At 72.4% G+C, this 18829-nt stretch carries 15 protein-coding genes, 1 pseudogene and 1 riboswitch; of the genes and pseudogenes, 9 read left to right on the top strand and 7 right to left on the bottom strand.

Annotated features, from left to right (window positions below):
• The first annotated feature begins 54 nt into the window (after positions 1 to 54).
• Positions 55 to 1437 (top strand): FAD-binding protein, encoded by a 1383-nt coding sequence (locus ACQEV8_RS27545; protein ID WP_432965311.1) that lies wholly within the window; start codon positions 55 to 57, stop codon positions 1435 to 1437.
• Positions 1438 to 1453: 16 nt separating this feature from the next.
• Positions 1454 to 2209: a decaprenylphospho-beta-D-erythro-pentofuranosid-2-ulose 2-reductase gene (locus ACQEV8_RS27540; protein WP_432965308.1), complete on the top strand. Its 756-nt coding sequence runs from the start codon at positions 1454 to 1456 to the stop codon at positions 2207 to 2209.
• A 23-nt stretch (positions 2210 to 2232) separates the two neighbouring features.
• On the opposite strand, the gene ACQEV8_RS27535 is transcribed toward ACQEV8_RS27540, so the two are convergent.
• The 5 genes from ACQEV8_RS27535 to ACQEV8_RS27515 form a co-directional block, all read right to left on the bottom strand.
• Complete coding sequence (locus ACQEV8_RS27535; protein WP_432965305.1) at positions 2233 to 2811, bottom strand: 2'-5' RNA ligase family protein; 579 nt, start codon at positions 2809 to 2811, stop codon at positions 2233 to 2235.
• Positions 2812 to 2952: 141 nt separating this feature from the next.
• The gene (trpS, locus tag ACQEV8_RS27530) at positions 2953 to 3966 is read right to left on the bottom strand and encodes a tryptophan--tRNA ligase (RefSeq protein WP_432965302.1); all 1014 of its coding nucleotides are present in this window, start codon (positions 3964 to 3966) and stop codon (positions 2953 to 2955) included.
• Positions 3967 to 4080: 114 nt separating this feature from the next.
• On the bottom strand, positions 4081 to 5577 hold the full coding sequence (locus ACQEV8_RS27525) for a glycine hydroxymethyltransferase (protein ID WP_432965299.1): 1497 nt from the start codon (positions 5575 to 5577) through the stop codon (positions 4081 to 4083).
• Positions 5559 to 5644: riboswitch (ZMP/ZTP riboswitch) on the bottom strand. Its footprint overlaps the gene before it by 19 nt.
• 96 nt (positions 5645 to 5740) lie before the next feature.
• Positions 5741 to 6922, bottom strand: coding sequence for a glutathionylspermidine synthase family protein (locus tag ACQEV8_RS27520; protein ID WP_432965296.1), 1182 nt, complete (start codon positions 6920 to 6922; stop codon positions 5741 to 5743).
• Positions 6923 to 6936: 14 nt separating this feature from the next.
• Complete coding sequence (locus ACQEV8_RS27515) at positions 6937 to 7305, bottom strand: hypothetical protein (protein WP_432965293.1); 369 nt, start codon at positions 7303 to 7305, stop codon at positions 6937 to 6939.
• 163 nt (positions 7306 to 7468) lie between these two features.
• Here ACQEV8_RS27515 and ACQEV8_RS27510 point away from each other — a divergent pair, with 163 nt between their 5' ends.
• The 7 genes and pseudogenes from ACQEV8_RS27510 to ACQEV8_RS27480 all read left to right on the top strand — a co-directional run bounded on the left by ACQEV8_RS27510 (position 7469) and on the right by ACQEV8_RS27480 (position 16813).
• Entirely contained in the window at positions 7469 to 8338 is an 870-nt protein-coding gene (locus ACQEV8_RS27510; protein WP_432973032.1) for a DMT family transporter, read from the top strand.
• Between the two features lie 134 nt (positions 8339 to 8472).
• A complete protein-coding gene (locus tag ACQEV8_RS27505; protein WP_382835669.1) occupies positions 8473 to 9051 on the top strand; it encodes an antibiotic biosynthesis monooxygenase in 579 nt (192 codons plus the stop codon).
• Positions 9052 to 9081: 30 nt separating this feature from the next.
• The gene (pabB, locus tag ACQEV8_RS27500) at positions 9082 to 11601 is read left to right on the top strand and encodes an aminodeoxychorismate synthase component I (protein ID WP_432965290.1); all 2520 of its coding nucleotides are present in this window, start codon (positions 9082 to 9084) and stop codon (positions 11599 to 11601) included.
• Between the two features lie 101 nt (positions 11602 to 11702).
• Positions 11703 to 13232, top strand: coding sequence for an AMP-binding protein (locus tag ACQEV8_RS27495; protein ID WP_432973029.1), 1530 nt, complete (start codon positions 11703 to 11705; stop codon positions 13230 to 13232).
• Between the two features lie 23 nt (positions 13233 to 13255).
• Positions 13256 to 14827 carry a class I adenylate-forming enzyme family protein gene (locus tag ACQEV8_RS27490; protein WP_432965287.1) on the top strand — a complete coding sequence of 524 codons (1572 nt, stop codon included), beginning with the start codon at positions 13256 to 13258 and terminating at the stop codon, positions 14825 to 14827.
• Positions 14824 to 16002: an FAD-dependent monooxygenase gene (locus ACQEV8_RS27485; RefSeq protein WP_432965284.1), complete on the top strand. Its 1179-nt coding sequence runs from the start codon at positions 14824 to 14826 to the stop codon at positions 16000 to 16002. The genes ACQEV8_RS27490 and ACQEV8_RS27485 overlap by 4 nt, the downstream gene beginning before the upstream one ends.
• Before the next feature lie 14 nt (positions 16003 to 16016).
• Positions 16017 to 16813: pseudogene (locus tag ACQEV8_RS27480) on the top strand (aminotransferase class IV).
• 83 nt (positions 16814 to 16896) lie between these two features.
• Here ACQEV8_RS27480 and ACQEV8_RS27475 read toward each other — a convergent pair.
• Positions 16897 to 17364, bottom strand: coding sequence for a carboxymuconolactone decarboxylase family protein (locus ACQEV8_RS27475; RefSeq protein WP_432965281.1), 468 nt, complete (start codon positions 17362 to 17364; stop codon positions 16897 to 16899).
• 49 nt (positions 17365 to 17413) lie between these two features.
• Positions 17414 to 18802, bottom strand: a complete 1389-nt coding sequence (locus tag ACQEV8_RS27470) for a PLP-dependent aminotransferase family protein (protein WP_432965278.1) — start codon at positions 18800 to 18802, stop codon at positions 17414 to 17416.
• Between the last annotated feature and the right edge of the window lie 27 nt (positions 18803 to 18829).

The raw sequence follows: 18829 nt of genomic DNA, 5'->3' as shown, positions 1-18829 counted from the left end.
GAGATGCCATGTTCCCTAACTAGTCGCCCACAAGAGGGCGATACGGTCACGGACATGTCTGCCGACACCGATTCCGACCCGGACGTCATGGGCCTGGACCACACCACCGTCACCGGCTGGGGCCGCACCGCTCCCACCGCGGGCCGGCTGATCCGCCCGAGGACGTACGAGGAGGCCGCGGCGGCGGTCCGGGAGTGCGGGGCCCGGGGCGGGATTCCCCGGGGCCTGGGACGGGCGTACGGGGACGCGGCGCAGAACGCGGGCGGGTCCGTGCTCGACATGACGGGCCTGGACCGCGTCCACGCGATCGACGCCGCGGGCGGCACCGTGCTGTGTGACGCGGGCGTCTCCCTGCACCGGCTGATGCAGGTGCTGCTGCCGCTCGGCTGGTTCGTGCCGGTCAGCCCCGGCACGCGCTACGTCACCGTCGGCGGGGCGATCGGCGCCGACATCCACGGCAAGAACCACCATGTCTCGGGCTCGTTCTCGCGGCACGTGCTGTCCTTCGAACTGCTCACCGCCGACGGCGAGATCCGCACGGTGATCCCCGGCACGCCCCTGTTCGACGCCACCGCGGGCGGCATGGGGCTGACCGGCGTGATCCTCACCGCGACGCTCCGGCTCCAGCCGGTCGAGACCTCGCTGATGTCGGTCGACACCGAACGGGCGGCGGACCTCGACGACCTGATGGCCCGGCTGGCGGCGACCGACCACCGCTACCGCTACTCGGTCGCCTGGATCGACCTGCTGGCCCGCGGCGCCGCCACCGGCCGGGCGGTGCTCACTCGCGGCGACCACGCGCCCCTGGACGCGCTGCCCGCCCGGCTGCGCACGGACCCGCTGGCCTTCCGCACCACCCGCCTCCCGGCCGCCCCGGCCGTCGTCCCCGAGGGCCTGCTCAGCCGGACGACCGTGGGCCTCTTCAACGAACTCTGGTACCGCAAGGCCCCGCGCGCGCAGGTCGGCCGGCTGCAGCGGATCTCCGCCTTCTTCCACCCCCTGGACGGTGTGCCCCACTGGAACCGGGTCTACGGCCGCGGCGGCTTCGTGCAGTACCAGTTCGTCGTCGGCCACGGCCGGGAGGACGCCCTGCGCGGCATCGTCCGCCGTATCTCAGAGCGCCGCTGCCCGTCCTTCCTGGCCGTCCTCAAACGCTTCGGGGAGTCCGACCCGGGCTGGCTGTCGTTCCCCGTGCCGGGCTGGACGCTGGCGCTGGACATCCCGGCAGGACTGCCCGGCCTCGGGGCGTTCCTCGACGAACTCGACGAGGAGGTCGCCGCCGCGGGCGGGCGCGTCTACCTCGCGAAGGACGCCCGGCTGCGTCCGGAGCTGCTCGCGGCCATGTACCCGCGCCTCGACGACTTCCGCGCACTGCGCGCCGAACTGGACCCGCACGGGGTGTTCGTGTCCGACCTGGCCCGCCGCCTCCACCTCTAGGCACCTAGGAGCTTTCATGAAGGACGCCTTCGGTCTCCCCCAGTCCCTGCTCGTCCTCGGTGGTTCGTCGGAGATCGCGCTGGCGACCGCCCGCCGGCTGATCGCCCGCCGCACCCGCACGGTCTGGCTGGCGGGCCGCCCCTCGGCCGCCCTGGAGGAGGCCGCCGGGCGGCTGCGCGGGCTCGGGGCCGATGTGCACACCATCGCCTTCGACGCGCTCGACCCCGGCTCCCACGAGGCCGTACTCGGCAAGGTCTTCGCCGAGGGCGACATCGACATGGTGCTGCTCGCCTTCGGCCTGCTCGGCGACCAGGCCCGTGACGAGCGGGAGCCGGAGGCGGCGGTGCGGGTCGCGCAGACCAACTACACCGGCGCGGTCTCGGCGAGCCTGGTGTGCGCCCGCGCGCTCCAGTCCCAGGGGCACGGCTCCCTGGTCGTCATGTCCTCCGTGGCGGGCGAGCGGGCCCGCCGCGCGAACTTCATCTACGGCTCCAGCAAGGCCGGCCTCGACGCCTTCGCGCAGGGCCTGGGCGACGCGCTGCACGGCACGGGCGTGCACGTCATGGTCGTACGCCCCGGCTTCGTCCGTACGCGGATGACCGCCGGTCTGCCCGACGCTCCCCTGGCGACCACGCCCGAGGCGGTCGCGACGGCCGTGGAGCTGGGTCTGCGCCGCCGCTCGGAGACGGTGTGGGTACCGGGCGCCCTGCGCATGGTGATGGCGGCACTGCGCCATCTGCCGCGCGGGGTGTTCCGGCGGCTGCCGGTCTGACGCGGCGCCGATCTGACGCCGGTTCAGCGCGTGGGGACCGAGCCGCGTTCCGCGGGGCCGGCCTGGGACGGGACGACCGCGCCGCCGAAGGGGAACTCGCGGAGCTTGCGCCAGACGCCGTCGGCGCCCTGTTCGTAGAGGGCGAAGCCGGTGCAGGGCCACTCGGCCTCGTAGCCGGAGAGTTCCTCGAAGGCGCGGTCCATCGCCGCCTCGTCGATGCCGTGCGCCACCGTGACGTGCGGGTGATACGGGAACTGCAGTTCGCGCGGGACCGGCCCGGAGGGGTCGCGGACCTGCTGCTGGAGCCCTGAGCAGGACTCCGCTCCCGAGACGACCTGGACGAACACGACCGGCGACACGGGCCGGAACGTGCCCGTGCCGGACAGCCGCATGGGGAACGGCCGGCCGGCCGCGGCGACCTCGGTCAGATGCGCCTCGACGGCCGCCAGGGCGTCCTCGTCGATCTCCGTCGGCGGCAGCAGGGTGACGTGCGTGGGGATGCCGTGAGCCGAGGCGTCGCCGAAGCCCGCGCGCAGCTGCTGGAGCTCGCTGCCGTAAGGCTCCGGGACCGCGATCGAGACACCGATCGTTACGGTCCCCACGTCGTCTCCTGTCGTTCAGTTGGCGGGTCGCTGATACGACCACCCGGTTATCGACTGTACGGCCACGACCGGGTTACGGGCAGGCGCAACCAGAGTGATGTACAGCGCTGCCGGGTGGTACGGCTGTGCGCTGGGGCGGGTTCAGTGCTTGGCGGGCAGGAAACCGACCCTGTCGTACGCCTGGGAAAGGGTCTCCGCGGCGACCGCGCGTGCCTTCTCGGCGCCCTTGGCGAGGATCGAGTCGAGCGTCTCGGGGTCGTCCAGGTACTGCTGGGTGCGCTCCCGGAACGGCGTCACGAAATCGACCATGACCTCCGCGAGGTCCGTCTTGAGCGCGCCGTAGCCCTTGCCCTCGTACTTCTGCTCCAGCTCCGCGACGGTCTCGCCGGTGAGGGTCGAGTAGATGCCGAGGAGGTTGCTGATGCCGGGCTTCTGAGCCGCGTCGTAGCGGATGACGGTGTCGGTGTCCGTGACCGCGCTCTTGACCTTCTTCGCGGTGGCCTTCGGCTCGTCGAGCAGGTTGATGAGGCCCTTCGGCGTGGACGCCGACTTGCTCATCTTGATCGACGGGTCCTGAAGGTCGTAGATCTTCGCCGTCTCCTTGAGGATGTACGGCTTCGGGACGGTGAAGGTCGGGCCGAAACGGCCGTTGAAGCGCTCGGCGAGGTCGCGGGTGAGCTCGATGTGCTGGCGCTGGTCCTCGCCGACCGGGACCTCGTGGGCCTGGTAGAGCAGGATGTCCGCGACCTGGAGGATCGGGTACGTGAACAGGCCGACGGACGCGCGCTCGGCACCCTGCTTGGCGGACTTGTCCTTGAACTGGGTCATCCGTCCGGCCTCGCCGAAGCCGGTGAGGCAGTTCATGATCCAGGCGAGCTGGGCGTGCTCGGGGACGTGGCTCTGGACGAAGAGCGTGCAGCGGTCCGGGTCGAGACCGGCCGCGAGGAGCTGGGCCGCGGCCAGGCGCGTGTTCGCGCGCAGGTCCTTCGGATCCTGCGGGATGGTGATCGCGTGCAGGTCGACGACCATATAGAACGCGTCGTGGGTCTCCTGGAGGGCTACCCACTGGCGGACGGCGCCGAGGTAGTTGCCGAGGTGGAACGAGCCGGCGGTGGGCTGGATACCGGAGAGCACACGGGGACGGTCAGAGGCCATGTTTCTTATTGTCTCAGAGAGCTCGGGGCGTTCGGTTCGCGGGGAACTGCGGGCCGGTGGGGCTCGTTCGCGCAGTTCCCCGCGCCCCTGAGGACGCTGCCCTGACGGCGTTCGTCAGCCGAGGTCGATCTCCGGGTACAGCGGGAAGCCCGCTACCAGGTCCGTCGCCCTGTGGGAGATCTCGTCGGCGATCTTGGCGTCCAGGACGTGCTGCGCCTTGGAGGGGGCGCCCGACTTGGTCGTGCCCGCTTCGGTGGTGGTGAGGACGCGGTCGATCAGGCCCGCGACCTCGTCCATCTCCGCCGTGCCGAGGCCACGCGTGGTGAGCGCGGGCGTGCCGATGCGGATGCCGGAGGTGTACCAGGCGCCGTTCGGGTCGGCGGGGATCGCGTTGCGGTTGGTGACGATGCCCGAGTCGAGCAGGGCGGCCTCGGCCTGGCGGCCGGTGAGGCCGTAGGAGGAGGCGACGTCGATCAGGTTGAGGTGGTTGTCCGTGCCGCCCGTCACCAGCGTCGCGCCGCGCCGCATCAGGCCCTCGGCGAGGGCGCGGGAGTTGTCGACGATGCGCTGGGCGTAGTCACGGAAGGACTCCTGGCGGGCCTCCGCGAGGGCGACCGCCTTTGCGGCCATCACGTGCGGGAGCGGGCCGCCGAGGACCATCGGGCAGCCGCGGTCGACCTGGTCCTTCAGGGAGTCGTCGCACAGCACCATGCCGCCGCGGGGGCCGCGCAGCGACTTGTGGGTGGTCGTCGTCACGATCTGGGCGTGCGGGACCGGGTCGAAGTCGCCGGTCAGGACCTTGCCCGCGACCAGGCCGGCGAAGTGCGCCATGTCGACCATCAGCGTGGCGCCGACCTCGTCGGCGATCTCGCGCATGATCCGGAAGTTCACCAGGCGGGGGTAGGCCGAGTAGCCCGCGACGATGATCAGCGGCTTGAACTCGCGGGCGGTGGCGCGCACGGCCTCGTAGTCCAGGAGGCCCGTGGCCGGATCCGTGCCGTAGGCGCGCTGGTCGAACATCTTGCCGGAGATGTTCGGGCGGAAGCCGTGGGTGAGGTGGCCGCCGGCGTCCAGGGACATGCCGATCATGCGCTGGTTGCCGAAGGCCTGGCGCAGCTCGGACCAGTCGGCGTCCGTGAGGTCGTTGATCTGGCGGACGCCGGTCTTCTCCAGGAAGGGCACCTCGACGCGGGCGCCGAGGACGGCCCAGAAGGCGACGAGATTGGCGTCGATGCCGGAGTGCGGCTGGACGTAGGCGTGGCGGGCGCCGAAGAGCTCCTTGGCGTGCTCGGCGGCCAGCGACTCGACGGTGTCGACGTTGCGGCAGCCGGCGTAGAAACGGCGGCCGACGGTGCCCTCGGCGTACTTGTCGCTGAACCAGTTGCCCATGGTCAGGAGCGTGGCCGGGGAGGCGTAGTTCTCGGAGGCGATCAGCTTGAGCATCTCGCGCTGGTCGGCGACCTCCTGGCCGATGGCGTCCGCCACGCGGGGTTCCACGGCGCGGATGACGTCCAGCGCGGCGCGGTAGGCGGTGGAAGCTGGGGAGAGCTGCTCGGGCATGGGGGACCTCCGGACGTTGCGTTCAGCGTTCACGGTACGGCCCAGGCGCACGGCTCTTGTCGTTCGGGCCGCTCCCCGATGGTTTGTCCATCCCAGCGCGCCAGTCACGACCCTCGGTCAGCCTACCGGGTTGCTCGTCGTTGCCGGGTGCGGGTGCGTCGTGGTTGATCGCGCAGTTCCCCGCGCCCCTGAAGGCGACAGCCCCACACCCCGTTCACAGGATCACGTGGGGCAGGAAGCGGGCGTATTCGTCCGTGATCAGGCCCGACGACTCTCGGATACCCAGGCCCGCCGACTCGTTCTCCACCACCCATGCGCCGAGGACCACCCTGTTGCCGTCGAAGTCGGGCAGGGGGGCCAGTTGCTGGTAGACGCAGGGTTCGTCGCGGAGGGTGGGGGTGGAGCCCGGGGCGTGGATCGTGACGCCGGCGCCCTCTCGGCCGAGGAGGGGCTTGGCCACCCAGCCCTGGGCGGGCAAATCGCGGGGGCCGTCCAGGTGGGCAGGGAGGAGGTTCGGGTGGTCGGGGTAGAGCTCCCAGAGGATGGCGAGCAGCGCCTTGTTGCTGAGGAGCATCTTCCAGGCCGGTTCGATCCACAGGGTGGAGCCCGTGCCGCCGCCGTTGTCCAGGGTGTCCAGGACGTGGCCGGCGAAGCGGTCGGTGGTGAGCCACTCCCAGGGGTAGAGCTTGAAGGCGCTGCGGATGAAGCGGAGGCGCTGGTCGACGAAGCGGCCGGAGAGGCGGTCCCAGCCGATCTCCTCCATGGAGATCCAGTCGGTCTCCAGGCCCGCCTGCTCGGCCGTCTCCTTGAGGTAGGCGACGGTCATCATGTCCTCGCCGAGTTCGTCGGCGGAGGAGTACGCGAAGTACAGGGGGCTGCCCGGCGGGAGGAGGGCGGCCTGCTTCTTCCAGGCGTCGATGAGGCGTTCATGGAGGGAATTCCACTGGTCGGCGCCGGGGAAGCGCTCCTCCATCCAGAACCACTGGGGTGACGCGGCCTCGACCAGTGAGGTGGGGGTGTCGGCGTTGTACTCCAGGAGCTTGGCCGGCCCGGTGCCGTCGTAGCGGAGGTCGAAACGGCCGTAGAGGGAGGGGAGTTCGGCGCGGCGGCGCCAGGACTCGGTGACCGCCTCGGCCACGCGGGGGTCGGTGATGCCCAGGTCCGCGAAACGGTCCTCGGCGACGATGTGGGCGGCCGCCGCGAGGCACATGCGGTGGAGTTCCTCGACGACCTCCTCCAGGGCCTCGATCTCCGGCAGGGTGAAGACGTAGTACGCGCTCTCGTCCCAGTAGGGGCGCAGGGAGTCGTCGGGGTAGCGGGTCAGGGGGTAGATCAGACCCTGTTCCTCGACGGTCTGCTGCCAGCCGGGGCGGGGCTCCGTGGTGCGGCGTTCCATCTGCGCGGGCCCGGTCAGCCGCCGCCGCTGCCGGAGCCCGAGCAGCCGAAGCCGCCCCGGTCCACGGCCTCGCTGCGGCTGAAGGTGCCGTAGTCGGCGTAGCCGCCGCTGACGTCGGCGTCGTAGTACCAGTCGGCGTTCGTGGTCCCGCTCTTGCCGGTCTTCTTGCCGCCCTTGCCCTTGCCGTAGGAGGAGCCGGACGAGGAGGACGAGTTGCAGTTCTTGTCGGCGACGATCTTGTAGCCGTTGATGTAGTCGTGGCTGTCCCGGTCCACACAGCGGCGGTCCGGGTCGGATCCGCATGCCGACAGGGCCGCCGCGAGGACACCCATGCCGCCCAGCACCACCGTGCTGGAGCGCAGTCGCCGCCGTGTTTCGGCCATGTTCGTCTCTCCCCCGTGTTCCTCGTGTCGTGTACGGCGTCGGGTACCGCTTCGTGTACCGCGCCGCGTACTGCCGAGCGGTCAGCCTAGAGAGGGGTGAGAGCGGGCGTGCATGCCCCCCTGCCCGCACCCCCTCCCCTACTGTCGTTTTGTGATCTTTGGAATGGTGTGCGCCCTTGGTGCGGCCGTCTGCTTCGGTACGGCGACGGTGTTGCAGGCGATGGCCGCGCGCTCGGCCGCGGCGACCGGCCCGGTCGGGGACGTGGCACTGCTGTGGCGGGCGCTGCGGCAGTGGCGGTATCTGGTGGGGCTCGCACTGGACGGGCTCGGATTCCTGCTCCAGATCATCGCGCTGCGGTCGGTGCCGATCTATGCCGTGGGGGCGGCGCTGGCCGCGAGCCTCGCGGTGACGGCCGTGGTCGCGGCACGGCTGCTCAAGGTGCGGCTGAGCCGCGTGGAGTGGGCGGCGGTAGGGGTGGTGTGCGCCGGGCTCGCGCTGCTGGGACTGGCGGCCGGGGCGGAGGGGGACGAGGAGGGGCCGGCCTGGCTGAAGTGGGCGATGCTCGGCGCGGCGGGCGGGGTGCTGCTGCTCGGGGCGGTGGGCGGGCGGCTGCCGGAGCGGGGGCGGGCGCTCACGCTCGGTCTGGGGGCCGGCTGCGGGTTCGGGGTGGTGGAGGTGGCGGTCCGGCTCATCGACGGGCTGTCGCCCGGGGAGCTCTTCACCAATCCGGCGGCGTACGCGCTGGTGCTCGGGGGCGGGGCCGCGTTCCTGCTGCTGACCTCGGCCCTGCAGCGCGGTTCTGTGACCACGGCGACCGCGGGGCTGGTGCTCGGGGAGACGGTCGCGCCCGCGCTGATCGGCGTGATCTGGCTCGGGGACCGCACGCGGGAGGGACTGGGCTGGCTGGCGGTGCTCGGTTTCGCGGTGGCGGTGGCCGGGGCGCTGGCGCTGTCGCGGTTCGGGGAGGCGCCGGTGGAGTCCGGGGCCGGGTCGCCCGGCCAGGCCGGGGAGGACGCCGTCACGCCGAAGTGAGCTGGGCTTTTACGCAGGGAACGGACCTGCCGTAAGGCTTCACGATACGGACATGTTCCGGGCGACTTCCGGGCGGCCGGAAAATTGTTTGTTGAAACTTGAACGCGCGGGAACCGCTTTCCGTACGGTACGGCGTGACCAGTAATCCCGTCACGGTCACCGTGGCCTATCGCGTGACGCCGGGCCGTGCGGCCGACTTCCACTCCTGGGGGTGGGCCATGCTGGGCGCGACCGCGCGACAGCCGGGTTTTCTGGGGGGTGGGGTACTTGTCGACGGAGGGGCGGAGTGGCATGTCGTCTATCGCTTCGCCAGCGAGGGGTCGGCCCTGGCCTGGGAGCAATCGCTCTCCCGGACACAGTGGGACGCCCGGCTGGAGGGGGTCGCCCGGGAGGCGGAGCGCCGGAGGGTGCCGGGCGCCCGGGCCTGGTTCGAAGCGCAGACTCTGACACCCGCGCCACCGGCACCGCCGAAGAAATGGAAACTGTGGTTCGTGAATATGAGCGCGGTTTTCCCGCCGGTACTCCTGTTCAATCTGACGGTTCTCCCCTATCTCGGTGACCTTAACGCACTAATTCGCACGCTGTTGTTATGCCTGTGTGTGACCGCCCTTGTCACCTGGATTCTCATGCCGCGCCTACAGCGTTTCTTCAAGAAATGGCTGTACCCATCGCTCCAGGCGCTTCGTGGGCGGCACAAACGCCGGGCCACGTAGGTCCGCGAACGAACAGAGGGAGGTGGGCGGGTGAAGACCCTGCTCATCGACAATTACGACTCGTACACGTACAACCTGTTCCAGCTGATCGCCGAGGTCAATGGCGAGGAGCCGGTGGTGGTGCGTAACGACGCGCCCGTCGACGGGGTTCCGGATCTCCGGGGGTTCGACAATCTGGTGGTGTCCCCGGGCCCCGGGCACCCGGGCGACGCGCGTGACTTCGGCATCGGGACCAGGCTGCTCGCGACCTCCCCGGTTCCCGTGCTCGGCGTGTGTCTCGGCCATCAGGGCATCGCGCTCGGGGAGCGGGGTCTGGTGGAGCCGGCTCCCCAACCGCGGCACGGGCACCTCTCCACGATCCGGCACGACGAACGGGATCTGTTCCAGGGCCTGCCGCAGCATTTCACCGCCGTCCGCTATCACTCGCTGGCCGTGCGCGAGCCGTTGCCTCCGGCGCTGGAGGCGACGGCCTGGTCCGAGGACGGCGTCCTGATGGGGCTTCGGCACCGCGGCCGGCCGCTGTGGGGCGTGCAGTTCCACCCGGAGTCCGTCCTCACGGAGTACGGCCACCGCATGCTCGTGAACTTCCGCAACCTGACCGCCGAGCGGGCCGGCAAGCTGCGTACGAAGAACACGGCGGTCCCCTCCCCCGAGGCACCGGCCCGACGCCGGGCATTGGTGCCGGAGTGCGACGCGGGTGTCCGACAACCGGCGGGGGCTCTGATGGCTACGGCAGGGGCTCAGGCGGCGGTCGGAGGGGATTCCCGGCCTGCGGCCGTTGCCGGGGCCGGGGCGAGCGGTGGGACGGCGGATGTCTTCGGGGCCGGGACCGGCGATCAGCCCGGGCCCGCGAAGCCGCCGCGGAGCGGGGTTCCTCGGCCTGCGGCCGTTTTTCCCGTCTCGGCGATGTCCAAGGGGGCGGCGAACCCGGCTGACGGGGCTCTGGCGGCCGGAGACACCGTTCCGGTCGGCAGGGCCGCCGCGGGCGCCGACGTCCCTCTGCCACCCACGCCACCCACCGTCGCCATTCCCCGCCCCCGTCGCCCCGGCCGCGTCGGCTACCGGCTGCACACCCGTCGGGTCAGCGGTGCCGTCGACACCGAGGCGGTCTTCACCCGCATGTTCGCCGGGTCCCCCCGCTCGTTCTGGCTGGACAGCTCCCTGGTCGAGCCCGGGCGGTCGCGGTTCTCGTTCCTGGGGGACGACAGTGGGCCGCTCGCCGAGTTCGTGCGGTACGACGTCACCGCCGGGCGCTGTGAGATCGAGCGGGCCGGGCGGCCGGTGCGGAAGGTCACGGCGAGTGTCTTCGACTATCTGAAGCGGCAGTTGACGAATCGGTGGGTGGACGCGACCGGGCTGCCGTTCGACTTCACCGGGGGCTATGTCGGCTACCTCGGCTACGAGGTGAAGGCCGACTGCGGCTCGCCCAACCGGCACAGCTCCCCCGCCCCGGACGCCGCCTGGCTGTTCGCCGACCGGGTGATCGCGGTGGACCACCAGGAGGGCTTCACCTACGCCGTGTGCCTGGCGGAGGACACCCCGCAGGCGGCGCGGGAGGCCGCCGACTGGCTGGAGAGCGCGCTGGCGGACCTCAGCTGCGTGGCGCCGGAGGCGGCGCCGCTGCCCGTCTCGTCGGCCCCGGCCGATCCCGGCGCGGCCGAACCGTGGCTCGTACGCGACCGGGAGAGGTATCTCGCGGACATCGAGGCGTGCCAACGGGAGTTGCGGGCCGGCACCAGCTACGAGGTCTGCCTGACGAACGCGGCCCGCTTGCCCGCTCCGTCCGACGCGCTCGAGTTCTACCGGACGCTGCGCCGCGACAACCCGGCCCCCTACGCGGCGTTCCTGAGGTTCGGGGAGCTGGAGGTGGCCGGTTCCTCGCCCGAGCGGTTTCTGAAGATCGGCCGGGACGGTACCGCCGAGGCCAGGCCCATCAAGGGAACCGCGCCCCGGGGCGACGGACCGGAGGAGGACGCCCGGCTGCGGGACGCGCTCGCTTCGGACGACAAGACCCGGGCCGAGAACCTGATGATCGTCGATCTGCTCCGCAACGACCTGGGGCAGGTCTGCCGGACGGGGTCGGTGCGGGTGTCGAAGCTCATGGCCACGGAGACGTACGCCACGGTGCATCAGCTCGTCTCGACCGTGGTGGGACGGCTGCGGCCGGGCACGGACGCGGTGGACTGTGTCCGGGCCTGCTTCCCCGGCGGGTCGATGACCGGCGCGCCGAAGCTGCGCACGCTGGAGATCATCGACTCGCTGGAGACCGAGGCCCGCGGCGTGTACTCCGGCGCCCTCGGCTACTTCGGGTGCGGCGGCGGCGCGGACCTCAGCATCGTCATCCGTACCGCCGTGTTCGCCGACGGCCAGATGCATCTGGGCGCGGGCGGCGCGATCGTGCTCGGCTCCGATCCGGAGGCGGAGTACGACGAGATGCTGCTGAAGACCGCCGCCCCGATGCGGGCCCTGCACCAGCACACGGCCGACCGGATACGGCGTCAGGCCCCACCGGGAGACAGAGCCGGGGCGGGCGGGGAGGCCAGGCGATGACCAGTCCTCAAGCCGAGATGACCAGTCCCCAAGCCGAGATACCCGGCCCTCAGGCAGGGATGACCAGTCCTCAGACCGAGATACCCGGCCCTCAGGCCGAGATGACCAGTCCTCAGGGCGAGCCGCACCCGGTCGAGGCCGAGGCCGAGGCGCCCGGGAACATGGCGGCCCAGCTCGCGGAGCTCGCCGAGCGGCGCGGGTGGAACGGGCGGACCGCGTTTCACCAGGGCCACCGGGCCTGGACCCACGGGGAGGTGCACGACCTCGCGGCCCGGGCGGCCACCGTTCTCACCGAGTACGGTGTGCGCCCCGGGGACCGTGTGCTGCTGGCGCTTCCCGACTCGATCGCCTGGGTGACGGCCTTCCTCGCCACCGCCCGGCTCGGCGCCGTCGCGGTCCTGGTCAACCCCGAACTCCCCGCGGCCGACCATGTGTTCCTGACCGAGGACACCGGGGCCCTGCTGTGCGTGACGGGGCCCGGTCTGGAGGAGCGGTTCGCCCGCCCGGCCTGCCTCGGGGCGGATCAGCTGATGGCACTCGCCCCGGCCGCGGAGCCCGCGCCCGCCCACCAGGTCGACGCGCGCGCCCCGCTGTACGTCCAGTACACCTCGGGAACGACGGGCCGCCCCAAGGGTGTCGTGCACACACACGGCGATCCGCGGACGTACCACGACCTGGTCGGCCGGCGGGTACTGCGGATCACCGCGGACGACGTCACGCTGTCGGTGTCGAAGCTGTACTTCGCCTACGGCTTCGGCAACGCCTTCGTCTTCCCGCTGTTCTCCGGGTCGTCCGCGGTGCTGGTGGACCGGCGTCCGACCCCGGCCGGCATCGACGAGCTGGTCGCCCGGCACCGCGTGACGCTGCTCTACTCGGTGCCGTCCGCGTACGCCGCGCTGGTCGCCGAGCGGGGCCACGGGCACGAGGGCTGTTTCGCCTCGGTGCGGGCCGCGGTGTCGGCCGGCGAGGGGCTGCCGGACGGGCTCGCACGGCAGGTGACCGCGCTGCTCGGGGCACCGGTGCTGGAGCAGATCGGCTCCACCGAGGCCGGTCACGCGTTCTGCGCCAACGGCTTCGCCCACGACCACCCGGGCACCGTCGGCCGGCCCGTGCCCGGCTTCGAGGTGGAGTTGCGGGACCGTGACGGGCGCCCGGTGCCGGACGGCGAGGAGGGCGAGATGTGGGTGCGCGGGCCGACGGTCACCCCGGGCTATCTGAACCGGCCCGAGGAGACCGCCCGGACCCTGGTCGGTGGCTGGCTGGCCACCCGCGACCGGGCGTGCCGCGAACCGGACGGCTCCTACCGGCATCTGGGCCGCGCCGACGACATGGAGATGGTCGGCGGCATCACCGTCTCCCCGCTGGAGGTGGAGGCCGTGCTGCGCGGCCATCCGGCGGTTCGGGAGGTAGCCGTCGCGGCGGTCTCGGACGGGCGGGGCGCGAGCCGGCTGCGGGCCTTCGTGGTGCCGGTCGCGTCCGCGCGCGACGGTCTGTCGGACGAGCTGGTCGGCCTGGCGCGGGAGAGCCTCGCCGCCTTCAAGGTTCCCCGCAGCGTCAGCTTCGTCCCGTCGCTGCCGCGCACCTCGACCGGGAAGCTCCGCCGCCATCTGGTGCGCCGGGGTGCCTGGTGAACACCTCGGAAAGGAACGGCCTCATGCGACAGTCCGAGCCCCGGCCTCTGCTCGCCGATCGCGGCTTCTATCTGGGACCGGTCTTCCGGCGGGCCGCCGACCGGCACGGGGCCGTCTTCGTCACCCTGGACCGGCCGCTGGACGTCAGCCCCTCCCTCGGGGTCGACCTGAGCTACACCGTGCTCGCCGACGTGGTCGAGGAACTGTCCGGCCGGCTGTGGGAGGCCGGAGTGCGGCCCTCGGAGCAGGTCGTCGTGCACAAGGCCGACAACGTCGACATCATGCTGCTGACCTGCGCGGCCTCCAGGATCGGCGCCGTGCCGGTGCTGCTGTCGCCCGCGCTGGACCCCCAGGTGGCCGGGCAGCTCCTCGCCCGGCTGCGCCGCCCCTGGCTGATCACCGACAGCGCCACCCTGGACGGGCTGAAGGACCTCGCCCTGTCCGGGCTCGTGCGGCGGACGCTCTGCGTGGACGACGCTCCCGGGGCGGAGCCCCTGGCGAAGTACGCCGGCGCCGAGCCGCCCCCGCCGGTCCGGCTCCACCCCCGCGAACCCGCCCTGATCACCCACAGCTCGGGCACCACCGGCGTCCCGAAGCTGGCCGTGCACTGCGCGCAGACCATGTGGAACCGGCTCGTGCCGCAGCAGGCGATGGGCTGGCCCACCCGGGGCGAGCCGGCGGCGCTGCACATGTCGTTCGTGCACTCGCGCTTCTACCATCTGCTCGGCGTGCTGCTGCACTTCGGCAGCCCGCTCGTGCTGATCACCGACCCGGATCCGGCCGTAGTGGGCCCGCTGCTGGTCCGGCACCGGCCCGGGATCGTGGAGACGCACCCCAACACGTTCGTGCTGTGGGAGGAGCTGGCCGACGCCCCCGGGGCCCCGCTGTCCCGGGTCCGGTCGTACGGCTCCACGTTCGACGCGATCCACCCGCGCACCGTACGGCGGCTGCTGGGCGCGTCCCGGCGCCGTACGCCCTGGCTGATCCAGCTGTACGGGCAGAGCGAGACCGGCCCGGTGGCGTTCCAGGTGGTGACGCGGCGCGGTGCCGCCCGGGTGGACGGGCGCCGGGTCGGGATCGGGATACCCGGCTTCACCCGGGTCCGGGTCACCGACGCCGAGGGCAGACGGGTCGCGCCCGGCACGCCCGGCCGGATCGAGGCCCGCACCCGGGGCCGGATCCTCACCTACCTGGGCATGCCGGAGCGCTACGACCGTCAGCTCACCGACGGCTGGTGGGAGATGGGCGACATGGGCTACCGGAGCCGCCTGGGCGGGCTGTACCTGATCGACCGTGAGGTGGACCGGATCGACGCCGTGCACAGCAATCTGGAGGTCGAGGACGCGCTGATGTCCCGGCTGGAGGAGCTGCGCGAGGTCGTCATCGTGCCGGGCGCGGACCGCGAGCCGGTGCCGGTGGTGTGCGTGCGCGGCGAGCGGCCTCTGGACCCGGAGCGCTGGCGCAGCGCCACGGCGGGGCTGCCTGCGATGGCCGAGCCGCGGCAGTGGCGGTTCGAGGATCTGCCGATGACCGCGACGTGGAAGGTGAAACGGGTGGAGATCGCCCGGATGCTCACCGAGGGTGTACGGGCATGATCCCGGTCCTGGTCGTGGGCGCCGGGCCCGTGGGCCTGTCTGCGGCCCTGGCCCTGCGCGGGCACGGGCTGCCGGTGGTGCTGCTGGAGGCCGACCCGAAGGACCGGGAACGGCCCGGCAGCCGGGCCCTGTTCGTGCACCGGGAGACCCTGGGACTGCTGGACGCGATGCTGCCCGGGCTGGCCGCCGAGATCACCTCGTACGGGCGGACCTGGCACACCCGGCGCACCCTCTACCGGGGGCGTGAGGTCTACGCCCGCACGTTCCCGCCGCCCACCGGTCCGCCGCCCTTCACGAGCCTGCGCCAGACGGACACCGAACGGTTCCTGCGCGCGGCCTGCGAGAGGGCCGGGGTGGAGTTCGTGTGGGGCGCGCGGGTGGCGGGCGTGAGCACCTCGGAGACGGAGGTCCGGCTGACGGGCGAGGACGGGCGGGTGTGGACGGGCGCATACGCCGTGGCCGCCGACGGCGCCCGCTCCGCGGTCCGGCGCGAGCTGGGCATCGCCATGGAGGGCACGCACGGCGAGGGTTTCCACGTCGTGGTGGACGTCGCCGACGTGCCGGGCTCGGAGCTGCCGCTGGAGCGGGTCTTCCACTACGAGCATCCCGGGGTCGGCGGGCGCAGTGTGATGCGGGTGCCGTTCACCGGCGGTTTCCAGGTCGACCTGCAGTGCCGGGACGACGACGCACAGGAGGAGTACGGCACCGAGGAGGCCGTACGGCGCTGGCTGCCCGCGATCGTCGGGGACGGCTACGGCGACCGGATCCTGTGGGTGTCGACCTACCGCTTCCTGCGCAAGGTGGCGGCCTCGTTCACCGATCCGCACGGGCGGGTGCTGCTGGCCGGGGAGGCGGCGCATCTCTTCCCGCCGTTCGGGGCACGCGGCATGAACAGCGGCATCGCGGACGCGGCGGCCGCCGCCGAGGCGATCACCGCGGGGACCGGCGAAGCGGTCGCGCACTTCGCCGAGGTGCGGCGGGCGGCGGGCCTGTTCAACAGCGCCGCCGCCGGTACGGCCCTGGACCATCTGCGGCCGCACCGCCGGACCGTCCGGGTCAGGCAGCGGGCGGCGGCGGCCCTGGCGCCGGTGCTGCCGTGGTGCGGATCATGGCTGGAGCACGCGCCGTACGGGCCCCGGCACGGGGCGCCGGCCGTCGCGGGCCGCAAGTACTGAGGAGGGAGCTGGTGGTGACACGACCGGCAGTGGCGGAAGGCCTGTGGACCTGGGCACCCGGCCGTGGCCTGGCCCCCGCCCCGGAGCAGGAGGCCGGGGGCGGCTGCTCGTCGCGGACTCGTGGCTGCTGCGCGAGGGCCGGGTGCGGGCCTATGCCCGGCACCGGGAGCGGTTCTCGCGGTCCTGCGTCGAGTGCGGCGGGCCAAAGCCGCGCCTGCTCGTCGCGTTCTGGCAGGACGTGACCGCCGCGCTGCCCCGCACGGGTGAGTGGTTTCCCCGGGTGGAACTCGTGCCGGGATCCATGGAGTTGAGGCTGCTGGTGCGGCCCGCTCCGCCGCTCGGCACGGAGATCCGGCTGTGGGCGGCGGGCCAGTCCGATCCGCGGACCGTGCCCCGCCGCAAGGGCCCGGACCTGGAGGCCCTGGCCCGGGTGCGCCGCCGGGCCGCCGGTGAGGGCGCTGAGGAGGCGGTGCTGATCGCGCCCTCGGGCGCGGTGCTGGAGTCGGCCACCGCGAGCGTGCTCTGGTGGGAGGACGACACCCTGTGCCTGCCCCCGCCCGGGCTGCCCGTCCTGCCGGGTGTGACGGCCGGGCTGATCCAGGAGCGGGCGCTGCGGTCCGGGATCCGGATCGCGCACCGTGAGCGGACCGTCTCCGAGCTGGACGGCCGTGAGGTGTGGCTGGTGAACGCGTTGCACGGGATCCGGCCCGTGACGGACTGGACGGGACGTGCGATGCGGGTGCCTCCGGTGGAGCGGGCCGGGGAATGGCGGACCTGGCTCGACGGGCTCATGGAGCCGCTGCCCGGCTGAATTCACACAAGCCTGAATGCATGCACGACAGGACGACGCCGGGCCGAAGGAATTCGACCCGGCGTGATTTCCGTTGTTCGTTTTCAGTTTTTCGGCACCATACGCGTGGCTATCGCGATGCGGTTGTAGGCATTGATGACGGTGGCCGCCCAGATCAACGCGGCGATCTGGTTCTCGTCGAAGACCTCGGCCGCTTCGGCGTACACAGCGTCCGGGACGCGACCGTCGTGGACCAGGGTCACGGCCTCGGTCAGCGCCAGTGCGGCGCGCTCGCGCTCGGTGAAGAAGGGCGTCTCCCGCCAGGCGTTCAGGGTGTAGATACGCTGCTCGGTCTCGCCCTGGGCACGGGCGTCCTTGGTGTGCATGTCCAGGCAGAACGCGCAGCCGTTGATCTGCGAGACGCGGATCCTGACCAGTTCGAGCAGTTCCGGTTCGACCTTGGCGTCCTGCGCCGCGGAAACGGCGGCGGAGTGCAGGGAACCCATTGCGGCGGAGACGTCCGGTGTGATTTTCTTCAGGGCGACGCGGGACGGGGAAAGGCTTTCACTCATGAGGTGACCATATCCTCAGAAGCGCATTCTTGAAGGGGAATTCGCGCGATTATCCGGGCAGTACCGCGCACAGCGCCTCCAGCGCTCCGGACCAGGCGTGGTCCGGTGGTGTCCCGTAGCCGACGACCAGGGCGTCCGTCGGCTCGACGTTCGCGTCGGGGTGGGTGTAGCGGGCGAGTCCGTGGAGCGCGAGCCCCCGCCACTGGGCCGCCTGGACCACCGACTGCTCGGTGCCGGGCGGCAGCCGCAGCAGGACGTGCAGTCCGGCCGCGATGCCGGTGACCCGGGCCCCGGGAGCACGGGCCGCGACGGCGGCGACCAGGGCGTCCCTGCGGCGGCGGTAGCGCAGGCGGGTCGCGCGCACATGGCGGTCGTAGGCCCCGCAGGCGAGGAACTCGGCCAGGGTCAGCTGGTCCAGCACCCCGCAGATGTCGACGCCGCCCTTCGCCGCCGCGACCTCCTCGGCGAGGCCCGGCGGCAGCACCGCCCAGGCCAGCCGCAGCCCGGGGGCGAGGGACTTGCTGGCGGTGCCCAGATAGACCGCCCGGTCGGGGTCAAGGCCCTGGAGCGCCCCGACCGGCTGACGGTCGTAGCGGAACTCGCCGTCGTAGTCGTCCTCCAGCACCAGCCCGCCGGTGCGGCGCGCCCAGTCCACGACGGCCGCACGGCGGTCGCGGTGCAGGGGCACGCCCATGGGGAACTGGTGGGCGGGGGTGAGCAGGATCGCGTCGGCCCCGGACAACTCGCCCGGGTCCGTGCCCAGTCGGTCGAAGGACAGCGGGGTGGTGTGCAGGCCGGACGCGGCGAGGAGCCTCCCGTGCGCGTCGAGCCCGTACGACTCGACCGCGACGGACTTCGCACCGCGTGCCCGCAGGGCCGTGCCGAGCAGCTTCAGGCCGTGCGCGAACCCCGCGCACACCACGATCCGTTCGGGGTCGGCGCGTACGCCCCGGGCCCGGGAGAGATAGCCGGCGAGCGCGGCCCGCAGCTCCGGGCGGCCCCGGGGGTCGCCGTAGCCCAGCGCGTCCGACGGGGCGGCGGTGAGGGCGCGGCGGGCGGCCTTGAGCCACTCCGCGCGTGGGAAGGACGCGAGGTCGGGGCTGCCGGGGCGCAGGTCGTAGGCCGGGCGGGCGTGTGCGCGGGGGTGGGGTGCCGTACCGGCGGGCGGCACGACCGTCCTGGCGGCGACCCTGGTCCCCGAGCCCTGCCGGGCGGTGAGCCAGCCCTCGGCGGCCAGGTCGGCGTAGGCGTCGGCGACCGTGTTGCGGGCGATGCCCAGGTCGGCGGCGAGCGCGCGGGAGGAGGGCAGCCGGGTGCCGGGGGCCAGCCGGCCGGAGCGCACCGCCGCGCGCAGGGCGTCGGTCAGCCCCCGGCGCAGGCCCGGACCGGTCGGCTCCACATGCAGGTCGATGCCCAGAGTGGCCCATGGTTCCGCCATGGAAATGGACCATACTCCTGGGCTGCT

Source organism: Streptomyces sp. CA-179760, assembly GCF_050937045.1.
Classification (GTDB): domain Bacteria; phylum Actinomycetota; class Actinomycetes; order Streptomycetales; family Streptomycetaceae; genus Streptomyces.
This window is presented reverse-complemented; position numbering and strand designations above follow the sequence as displayed.

Bases quoted from the DNA above. Each gene is read 5' to 3' on its own strand.
- ACQEV8_RS27495 (WP_432973029.1), top strand. From the start codon at position 11,703: ATGACCAGTCCTCAGGGCGAGCCGCACCCGGTCGAGGCCGAGGCCGAG.
- ACQEV8_RS27490 (WP_432965287.1), top strand. From the start codon at position 13,256: ATGCGACAGTCCGAGCCCCGGCCTCTGCTCGCCGATCGCGGCTTCTAT.
- ACQEV8_RS27475 (WP_432965281.1), bottom strand. From the start codon at position 17,364: ATGAGTGAAAGCCTTTCCCCGTCCCGCGTCGCCCTGAAGAAAATCACA.
- ACQEV8_RS27485 (WP_432965284.1), top strand. From the start codon at position 14,824: ATGATCCCGGTCCTGGTCGTGGGCGCCGGGCCCGTGGGCCTGTCTGCG.
- ACQEV8_RS27540 (WP_432965308.1), top strand. From the start codon at position 1,454: ATGAAGGACGCCTTCGGTCTCCCCCAGTCCCTGCTCGTCCTCGGTGGT.
- ACQEV8_RS27470 (WP_432965278.1), bottom strand. From the start codon at position 18,802: ATGGCGGAACCATGGGCCACTCTGGGCATCGACCTGCATGTGGAGCCG.
- ACQEV8_RS27515 (WP_432965293.1), bottom strand. From the start codon at position 7,305: ATGGCCGAAACACGGCGGCGACTGCGCTCCAGCACGGTGGTGCTGGGC.
- ACQEV8_RS27545 (WP_432965311.1), top strand. From the start codon at position 55: ATGTCTGCCGACACCGATTCCGACCCGGACGTCATGGGCCTGGACCAC.
- ACQEV8_RS27520 (WP_432965296.1), bottom strand. From the start codon at position 6,922: ATGGAACGCCGCACCACGGAGCCCCGCCCCGGCTGGCAGCAGACCGTC.
- ACQEV8_RS27510 (WP_432973032.1), top strand. From the start codon at position 7,469: ATGGTGTGCGCCCTTGGTGCGGCCGTCTGCTTCGGTACGGCGACGGTG.
- trpS (WP_432965302.1), bottom strand. From the start codon at position 3,966: ATGGCCTCTGACCGTCCCCGTGTGCTCTCCGGTATCCAGCCCACCGCC.